At 70.6% G+C, this 8173-nt stretch carries 7 protein-coding genes and 1 pseudogene; 4 read left to right on the top strand and 4 right to left on the bottom strand.

The window, feature by feature from the left end; translation table 11 throughout:
* The 4 genes from AB0M52_RS26515 to AB0M52_RS26530 all read right to left on the bottom strand — a co-directional run.
* Positions 1-1608: ABC transporter substrate-binding protein (locus tag AB0M52_RS26515; protein WP_363958997.1), on the bottom strand; the 1608-nt coding region annotated here is incomplete at its 3' end.
* Positions 1609-2084: 476 nt separating this feature from the next.
* On the bottom strand, positions 2085-2723 hold the full coding sequence (locus tag AB0M52_RS26520; RefSeq protein ID WP_363959000.1) for a TetR/AcrR family transcriptional regulator: 639 nt from the start codon (positions 2721-2723) through the stop codon (positions 2085-2087).
* 33 nt (positions 2724-2756) lie between these two features.
* Positions 2757-3713, bottom strand: a complete 957-nt coding sequence (locus tag AB0M52_RS26525; protein ID WP_363959003.1) for a 2-dehydropantoate 2-reductase — start codon at positions 3711-3713, stop codon at positions 2757-2759.
* On the bottom strand, positions 3676-4776 hold the full coding sequence (locus AB0M52_RS26530; protein ID WP_363959006.1) for an enolase C-terminal domain-like protein: 1101 nt from the start codon (positions 4774-4776) through the stop codon (positions 3676-3678). Before AB0M52_RS26530 ends, AB0M52_RS26525 begins: the two co-directional genes overlap by 38 nt.
* Before the next feature lie 122 nt (positions 4777-4898).
* Between AB0M52_RS26530 and AB0M52_RS26535 the strand changes: the two genes are divergently transcribed.
* From AB0M52_RS26535 to AB0M52_RS26550, 4 genes and pseudogenes are all read left to right on the top strand, one after another.
* The gene (locus AB0M52_RS26535) at positions 4899-5669 is read left to right on the top strand and encodes an SDR family NAD(P)-dependent oxidoreductase (RefSeq protein ID WP_363959010.1); all 771 of its coding nucleotides are present in this window, start codon (positions 4899-4901) and stop codon (positions 5667-5669) included.
* Positions 5670-5803: 134 nt separating this feature from the next.
* Positions 5804-7000 carry a thiolase family protein gene (locus AB0M52_RS26540; protein ID WP_363959013.1) on the top strand — a complete coding sequence of 399 codons (1197 nt, stop codon included), beginning with the start codon at positions 5804-5806 and terminating at the stop codon, positions 6998-7000.
* Positions 6997-7899: an enoyl-CoA hydratase-related protein gene (locus AB0M52_RS26545; protein ID WP_363959016.1), complete on the top strand. Its 903-nt coding sequence runs from the start codon at positions 6997-6999 to the stop codon at positions 7897-7899. The genes AB0M52_RS26540 and AB0M52_RS26545 overlap by 4 nt, the downstream gene beginning before the upstream one ends.
* Positions 7886-8173 (top strand): annotated as a pseudogene (locus tag AB0M52_RS26550) (hypothetical protein); the annotation flags it as partial. The gene AB0M52_RS26545 and the pseudogene AB0M52_RS26550, both read left to right, overlap by 14 nt.

The following is an 8173-nucleotide window of genomic DNA, read 5'->3' on the forward strand; positions in this document are numbered from 1 at the left end:
GTTGTCGTTCACGCTTCCTGCCGGTCCGGTGTCGCCTGGGCCGAACTCACCCTCCCGCAAGCGGAACAGTTGGTCGACCAGCTCCGCTCGCTCCCCCGGGTAGGGGTTGCCGTCCATGACCTTCCAGTCGGCGACCTTGGGGCCGACCGCGTAGACGGCGTCGAGCGAGACCACCGGCAGGCCGAAGAGCGACGCGTGCAGCTTCCGGCTGATCTCACCGGCGATGGCGGCCTGGTCGTCCCGCTTGACGGTCGCGCTCAACTTGGCGAAGAGGTCGTCGAGTTCGGCGTTCTTGACCGCCGAGTAGCCGCCCGTGGAGGAGTAGAAGATGGACAGCTTCTCCGGGTCGGAGATCAGCAGGCCGGGCGTGCCGAGGATGACGGCACCGGTCAGCTGGTGCTTGACAGCCTTGTCAAGGTAGGTCGCCGGGTCCATCGCGTCCATCGTCACGTCGACCCCGACCTCCTTCCAGTAACCGATCACGGCCTCGGCGAACTTCTGCACGTCGGCGATGGCGGTCGTCTGGTTGTAGAGGTGCAGGGTGAACTTCAGGTCGCTGGCCCCGGCCGCCGCGAGCAGCCGCTTGGCCTCGGCCGGGTCGTACGGCCAGGCGGTGAGCGAGGTGTCGTTGCCCAGCGTCACCGGCAGGGTCGCGTTGACCGTCACCGAGCCGAAGCCGCGGTAGAGCGAGTCGGCGATGCTCTGCCGGTCGATGGCCAGCATCAGCGCCTTGCGGACATCGGCGTTCTTGAGCAGCGAGTCCTCCGGGAACCAGTTGTCCACGAAGAAGACGTTCGCCACGCTGGCCTGCTTGGAGGTGATCAGCTGGAGGCTGGCGTTGCCCTGCAACTGGGCCGCGCTGTTCGGGGTGAGGCCCTGGGCGATGTCCAGCTGGCCGGTCTGGATGCCGGACAGCCGGCTGCTCTCGTCCGGAATGATCTTCAGGATCAGGTTGGCGAAGTTGGGGATGCGCTCGGCGTCCCAGAAGTCGTCGAACCGGGTCAGCGTCATCGACTCGTTGAAGACCTGCGAGTCGAACTTGAACGGGCCGGCCGACACCGGGTGCTTGCGGAACTCCTCCTCGCCCACCCGGTTGTAGTACTCGGTGGCCACCGGCGCGGGGGTGTCGAAGACGAGGTTCGCGTACGGGACCTTGGTCTTGATCCTGATCTCGTGGTCGTTGACGATCTCGACCGTGTCGATCTTGTTGGAGTACGCCTGGTACGAGGTGAAGTCCGGGTTCTTCACCCGGTTGATCGAGGTCTCGACGTCCTTGGCGGTGAACGCCGAGCCGTCGTGCATCTTGACGCCCTCGCGCAGCTTGACGTCCCAGGTCAGGTTGTCGTCGCTGACCGACCACTCGGTGGCCAGCCCCGGCACCTGCTTCATGTCCAGGTCCTGCCGGATCAGCGGCTCACCGACCGACCACTTGATCGGATAGGTGTTGCCGCCCTCGTTGGCGAGCACCGGGTCGGCGTACTGCTGTTGGAGGGTGGCGACGCCAACGGTGAGCGTCTGGTTCTGCGCGACGGCCGGGATCTCACCGTTGCCCTTGCCGGGCGTGGCGGCGCCGCCGCAGCCGGCGGCGACGAGGGTTGCGGTCAGCACGCCAGCGATCAGGGCAACGCGTCCAGCGTGTCGCCCACGTCGGGGACGGGTGCCACGGCCGGTGGCCATGGCCCTCGTGGGGTTCGACATCCACTACTCCCTAATGAGGTGTGCGCGGGGGCCAGGCCCGGCGCGGTGAAAGCAGCGTTTTTTGAGACGGCCGGCGCGGTGTGGGATCAGTAGCGCGGGCCGGGGTGAGTCGTAGAGCGGAAGCCGGGAGAGCGGCTCCCCGAAACATCGCCGAAGCCAGTTGTTGACATGCATGTCAAGTGTGACCAGAGCCACCGAGGCTGTCAAGGGGTCGGTTGTCAAGTCCCCACCTTGCTCTCGACAGGTGGGCACCGCCGCAGTCACCGCTGTGGACGGCAGCCGGCGGGCAGCCGTCGGCCGGCCGACAGGCAGGTGGGATGGGCCCGCGAGCGGACCGGGAAAGGCCCCCGAGCGGGCGGTGATGGGCCCGCGGGCGGGCCGGGAGATCAGCGCTGGCCGGAGCGCAGGGTCTTGCGCCAGACCGTGGCCAGCGCCTCCACCAACCGGTCCTCGTCGAAGTTCTTGTCCAGACAGAACCAGAGGTAGCAGCTGTACTCGAGCATGGCGCCGAGCACCTCGGCGGTGTACTCGACGTCGATGTCGGGATCGGCCAGCATGCCGCTGGACGCCATCCGGGTGATGCCCCGACGGGTACGCCGCACGAAGGTGTCCCGAATGTCCAGGCGAAGCTCGCGCATCTCCGGCGAGAACGTGCCCACCTGCTCGATCAGTCCGATCATCTGCGCATGTGGACGGTAGGCGTGTACGAAGCGGCGCACCAGGTCGCGGATGCGTTCGTCGAAGCCGGTGGTCGGGATCGGCGTGGCCATCGAGGCGAGCATCGAGTCGACCACGTCGTGCGCCACCGCCGAGAAGATGGCTTCCTTCGTGTCGAAGTACGTGTAGAAGGTGCCGTGGGAGACCTGCGCCTCCTTGACCACGTCGCGTACCCGGGTCTCGATGAAACCCTTGCGCTCGAAGACCCGGCGTGCCGCGTCCAACAACTCCCGCTTGCGCGCCGCGCCGCGATCGGTGAGGGGGCCGTTGTCGCGGCGCGCCTGCTGCACCTCGGTCGGGCCGGGCATGTGCTCTCCTGGGTGGGGCTGGTGTGGGCAGCATCAGGACGGGACCGAGGCTCGGGCCGGAGACAGCGTCTCCAGCAAATCGGTCGCCATCTGTGAAAAGGGTGCGGCAACGTCGTTGATACGCGCAACCCGCACCAGCGCGCCGCTGATGGCGTCGTGTTCGAACCGCCGGCCGGCGTGCAGATCCTGCCACATCGATGAGCGCACGGTCGCGGGAAACGCCGCGAACTCGTCGAGCATGGCTTCGGCCAGGTCCGGTGGCAGGTTCGCCCGCTGGGTCGCCGCGACGGCGCGTACCTCCGCGACCAGCGCGGCGGCGACGCGGCGCAGTTCCGGCCGCCGCCCGAGTTCGCGTACGGGCAGGTCGGTGATGGTGGTGAGGGAGTTGCCCACCACGTTGTAGGCGAGCTTCGTCCACAGCGCGGTGGCGAAGTCCTCGACCACCTCGACGCGCAGCGAGGTCGGCGTGGCGAGGCGGGCGAACGCCCGGCCGCCCTGGTCGGCCGGAACCCGCACCAGACCGTCCAACGTCTGCACCACCCGGCCGGGGCCGCGGCGCTCCGCGCCGTAGGTGACGATCGCCGGTACGACCCGGGCGCGGTCGGCGAAGGGGGCCAGCCGCTCCCGGTGCTCCACGCCGTTCTGGGCGACCAGGATCGTCGCGGTAGCGGCGGCGGGCGTGCCCAGCCAGGTGCCGAGCCGGGCGGTGTCGTAGGTCTTGGTCGCCACGACCACCCAGTCCAGCGGTGGCAGCAGCGCCGGGTCGGCGACCGGTGTCACCGCGGCGGTGACCGGCGGGGAGTCGCCGGTGGCATCCCGCCGGCCGAGGGTCAGCCCGGGGATCGGCCGGCGGGCGGCGACCAGGATGTCGAGTTCCGGCGACTCGGCCAGCGTGGCGGCGAGCAGGCCACCGATCGCGCCGGCGCCGAGCACCAGCACCCGACGCCGGGGCTCAGTTGAACTGTTTGGTGGTGGCATTGTCGATGACATCCCAGTCCACCTCGTAGCCCAGTCCGGGGGCGGTGGGCGCCCGGACGTACCCGTCGTCGCCGACCTCGATGACGTCCTTCATGCCGAAGTCCAGCGGCCCACGCGGGTACGGCAGTTCGAAGAACTCGCAGTTGCGCACCGAGAGGATGTAGTGCAGGTGCGCGGCCTGGACCAGGGTCGAGCCGTACGAGTGCGGCTCCATCCGCCGGTTGTGCAGTTCGGCCAGCGCACCGATCTTGCGCAGGCCGGTGATGCCACCGATGATGTCGCCGACCGCGCGCAGCCCGTCGCAGGCGCCCTGGGAGAGGTAGTGCGCGAAGGTCCACGGCCCGCGCGCCGTCGACTCCCCCATCAGCACCGGCACGTCGAGCACCTGGCACAGCTGCACGAAGCCGGCGACGTCGTCGTCGCGCATCGGGTCCTCGTACCAGTGGAAGCCGAGCTTCTCGATCTCGCGGCCGACCCGCACCGCGTCGTGCCAGTCGTAGGCGCTGGTGGCGTCGAGCATCAGGGTGAAGTCGTCGCCGACCGCGGCCCGGGTGGCCCGGCACGCCTCGATGTCCTTGTCCGGGGTCGCCGCGGCGTGCAGCTTGACGCCGTGCAGGCCCTGTTCCTTGCACTTCACGGCGATGTCCGCGTAGTCCTGCGCGTGCTTCTGGGTCTCCGTGGTGATGTAGACCGGCACCCGGTCCCGGTACGCCCCGAGCAGTTCGTAGACCGGGCGGCCGGCGGCCTTGCCGGCGATGTCCCAGAGCGCGATGTCGATGTTGCTGGCCGCCTTGGGCGAGATCATGTAGCGGCTGAACGCCATCAGCTCCTGCCAGATCTTCTCCCGCTGGAACGGGTCGGCGCCCACCAGCAGCGGCTTGAAGAAGTGGTTCGCCGACTCGGCGATCTCGTGCGGAGCCGCCGGCAGCCACGAGGTGGAGACCCCGGTGATGCCCTCGTCGGTCTCGATCTCGAAGACCGTCATGGTGAGCTGGACCGGGGGGATGTCCTCGCGCCACTGGAAGACGAACTCGGGTGGCGCGACGACCCGGGTCCGCAGATCGGTGATCTTCATGAGTTCGACCTTCCGGCATTACAGGAATGTGAACGGCGTCACTTGCCCGAACGTAGGGGCAAGTTGACACTCGTGTCAATAGACGCCGACCGGGTCGGCACCGGCACTGCGAAGGGACATCGATGGGTACTGCGCTGTTCGACCTGACCGGCCGCCGGGCCGTGGTGACCGGCGGCACCGCCGGCATCGGCCTGGCCATCGCGGGCGCGCTCGCCGACTTCGGGGCCGATGTCTGCGTCTGGGGCCGGGACGAGAGCCGGGTCCGGGCCGCGGTGGAGCGCCTCGGCGGCCGGCCCGGCCGACCCAGCGGGCGGGTGGTGGACGTCACCGACGAGTCCGCGGTCGCGGCCGGGATGGACGACGCGGCCGACCGCCTGGGCGGGCTGGAGATCGTCGTGGTGAACGCCGGCATCGGCGGCACGGCGGCTCGGCTCGTCGACTCGACAACCGCGGACTACCGCCGGGTCATGGCGGTGAACCTCGACGGCGCCTACTGGACCGTACGGGAGGCGGCCCGGGTGATGGTGGCGACCGGGCGGGTCGGGTCGATCATCGCGATCTCGAGCCTCGCCGCGGTCGAGGGAGCCGGCCACAACCAGCCCTACGGCGCGGCCAAGGCCGGGCTGCTCGCGCTCGCCAACGGCGCCGCAGTCGAACTCGCCCGACACGGCGTACGGGTCAACACGATCCTGCCCGGCTGGATCGCCACCGACATGAGCCAGCCGCAGCAGGAGTCGACCGCCTTCAACGAGCGGGTGATCAGCCGGGTGCCGCTACGCCGCTGGGGCCGGCCCGAGGACCTCGCCGGCGCCGCCGTCTACCTGGCCAGCGACGCCTCCCGCTACACCACCGGCACCGAGCTGGTGGTCGACGGCGGCTACCGAATCTTCTGACTCTTGACCCGTTCCGCCGGGCCGCCTACATTCGCTTAGCGAGCGCTAAGTAAGTGGCGCCCCCTACGGCGGGTATCCGCCCTCGAGAGTCGCGATCTTGCCCCGGCTAGCCGGGTTCGGACGGGAGGTTCGGCGTGGTCGACGCGGTGCTGGTGGACGTGGTGCGGACCGCGTCCGGGCGAGGCAAGGCGGGCGGCGGTCTGTCGGGGGTGCACCCCGCGCAACTGCTCGGCACGGTGATCCGGGCGGTGGTCGAGCGCAACGGGCTCGACGGGAGCGAGGTCGACGACGTGATCGCCGGCTGCGTGAGCCAGTGCGGCGACCAGGCCATGAACATCGCCCGCACCGCCACCCTGGTCGCCGGGTTGCCCGAGGAGGTGCCCGCGACGACCGTCGACCGCCAGTGCGGCTCAAGTCAGCAGGCCGTCCACTTCGCGGCCCAGGCGGTGATGGCCGGCGCCTACGACGTCGCCATCGCCTGCGGGGTGGAGAGCATGAGCCGGGTGCCGATGGGCTCGGCCAACACCGGCGGCGAGCCACTCGCCCCGCTCGCCGCCCGCTACCCCGACGGGCTGGTCGGACAGGGCGTCTCGGCCGAGCTGATCGCGGCCCGGTGGAAGCTGACCCGCGGCCAGCTCGACGAGTACGCCGCCGCCTCGCACGAACGGGCCGCCCAGGCCACCGCCACTGGCGCATTCGCCCGCGAGATCGTCCCGATCGAGGTGACCGACGCCGCCGGTGCGACCCGCGCCCACACGGTCGACGAGACCATCCGCGCCGGCACCACCGCCCAGACCCTGGCCGGGCTGCGGCCGTCCTTCCGCACCGACGCGCTCGCCGCTCGGCATCCCGAACTCAGCTGGCAGATCACCCCGGGCAACTCGTCGCCGCTGACCGACGGGGCCTCGGCCGCGCTCATCATGAGCGCGGAGCGGGCCCGCGCCCTCGGGCTCACCCCCCGGGCCCGGTTCCGCGGGTTCGCGGTCACCGGCAGCGACCCGCTGCTCATGCTCACCGGGGTCATCCCGGCCACCGAGCGGGTGCTGCGCCGGGCCGGCCTGTCCGTGGACGACATCGACTCCTTCGAGGTCAACGAGGCGTTCGCGCCGGTTCCGCTGGTCTGGGCGCAGGAGTTCAACGTGGACGCCGCACGACTCAACCCTCGCGGCGGGGCGATCGCGCTCGGTCATCCCCTCGGCGGCTCCGGCACCCGGCTGCTGGCCACCCTGCTGCACCACCTGGAGGACACTGGCGGGCGGTTCGGCCTACAGACGATGTGCGAGGGCGGCGGCATGGCCAACGCCACCATCATCGAACGGCTCGAATCATGAACGACCACGTCCGCTACGAGGTCCGCGACCACGTCGCCGTCGTCACGCTCAACCGGCCCGAGGCGCTCAACGCCTTCACCGACCAGATGGAGTCCGGCCTGATCGAGTGCCTGGACGTGGCCGACGCCGACGACACCGTGCGCGTGGTGGTCCTCACCGGCGCCGGCCGGGCGTTCTGCGCCGGGATGGACCTGACCGACGGCGCCGACACGTTCCGGGCCTGGCGGACCAGCCCACAGGCACCACCCGGAACCCAGTTCGACGTACCGGGCGAGGCGTTGCCGATGCGGCGCGACGGCGGCGGCCGGGTGGTGCTGCGGATCTTCTCCGCGCTCAAGCCGGTGATCGCCGCGATCAACGGTCCCGCGGTGGGCGTCGGCATCACGATGACCCTGCCCTGCGACATCCGGATCCTCGCCGACGACGCCCGGGTGGGCTTCCCCTTCGCCCGGCTGGGCCTGGTGCCCGAGTCGTGCTCCTCGTGGTTCCTGGCCCGGGCGGTCGGGCCCGAGCGGGCGTTGGAGTGGCTGCTCACCGGCCGGGTCTTCGATGCCGCCGAGGCGCTCGCCGGCGGGCTGGTACGCAGCACCCACCCGGCCGGCGAGGTGCTTTCGGTCGCGCTCGGCCTGGCCACCGAGATCGCCGAGCGGGCCGCCCCGGTCTCCGCCGCCCTCACCCGGCAACTGGTGTGGCAGATGCTGACCGCCGAGCACCCGGCAACGGCGCACGAGGCGGAGACCCACCTGCTGAACGTGCGCGGCATGAGCGGCGACGCGGCCGAGGGCATCGCCGCGTTCCTCGCCAAGCGGGCACCCCGGTTCACCGACCGGGTCTCCCGGGACCTCCCGGCCCTGCCGTCCGCGCCGGAACCGACGGGAGATCGTCATGTCCGGTCCTGACCTTCGGCTGTCGCCGCAGGGCGAGCAGCGGTACGCGGAGATGGTCGCGTTCCTCCGCGACGAGGTGCTGCCCGCCGAACCCGCCTACCACCGCCACCGCGCCGACGGTGGACCGGGTGACCACAGCGTCCCGCCGGTGATCGAGGAACTCAAGCGTTCCGCGAAGCGGCGCGGGCTGTGGAGCATTCAGGAGGAGACCGGCTACTCCAACTACATCCACGCCTTCCTCACGCCCGGGCGGGAACAGGGACTCCGCCACCACTGGGACCAGCAG

Source organism: Micromonospora sp. NPDC051296, assembly GCF_040682255.1.
GTDB lineage: Bacteria > Actinomycetota > Actinomycetes > Mycobacteriales > Micromonosporaceae > Micromonospora > Micromonospora craterilacus.

Coding starts and splice junctions, on each gene's coding strand:
- AB0M52_RS26520 (WP_363959000.1), bottom strand. CDS start 2,723: ATGCCCGGCCCGACCGAGGTGCAGCAGGCGCGCCGCGACAACGGCCCC.
- AB0M52_RS26525 (WP_363959003.1), bottom strand. CDS start 3,713: ATGTCATCGACAATGCCACCACCAAACAGTTCAACTGAGCCCCGGCGT.
- AB0M52_RS26530 (WP_363959006.1), bottom strand. CDS start 4,776: ATGAAGATCACCGATCTGCGGACCCGGGTCGTCGCGCCACCCGAGTTC.
- AB0M52_RS26535 (WP_363959010.1), top strand. CDS start 4,899: ATGGGTACTGCGCTGTTCGACCTGACCGGCCGCCGGGCCGTGGTGACC.
- AB0M52_RS26545 (WP_363959016.1), top strand. CDS start 6,997: ATGAACGACCACGTCCGCTACGAGGTCCGCGACCACGTCGCCGTCGTC.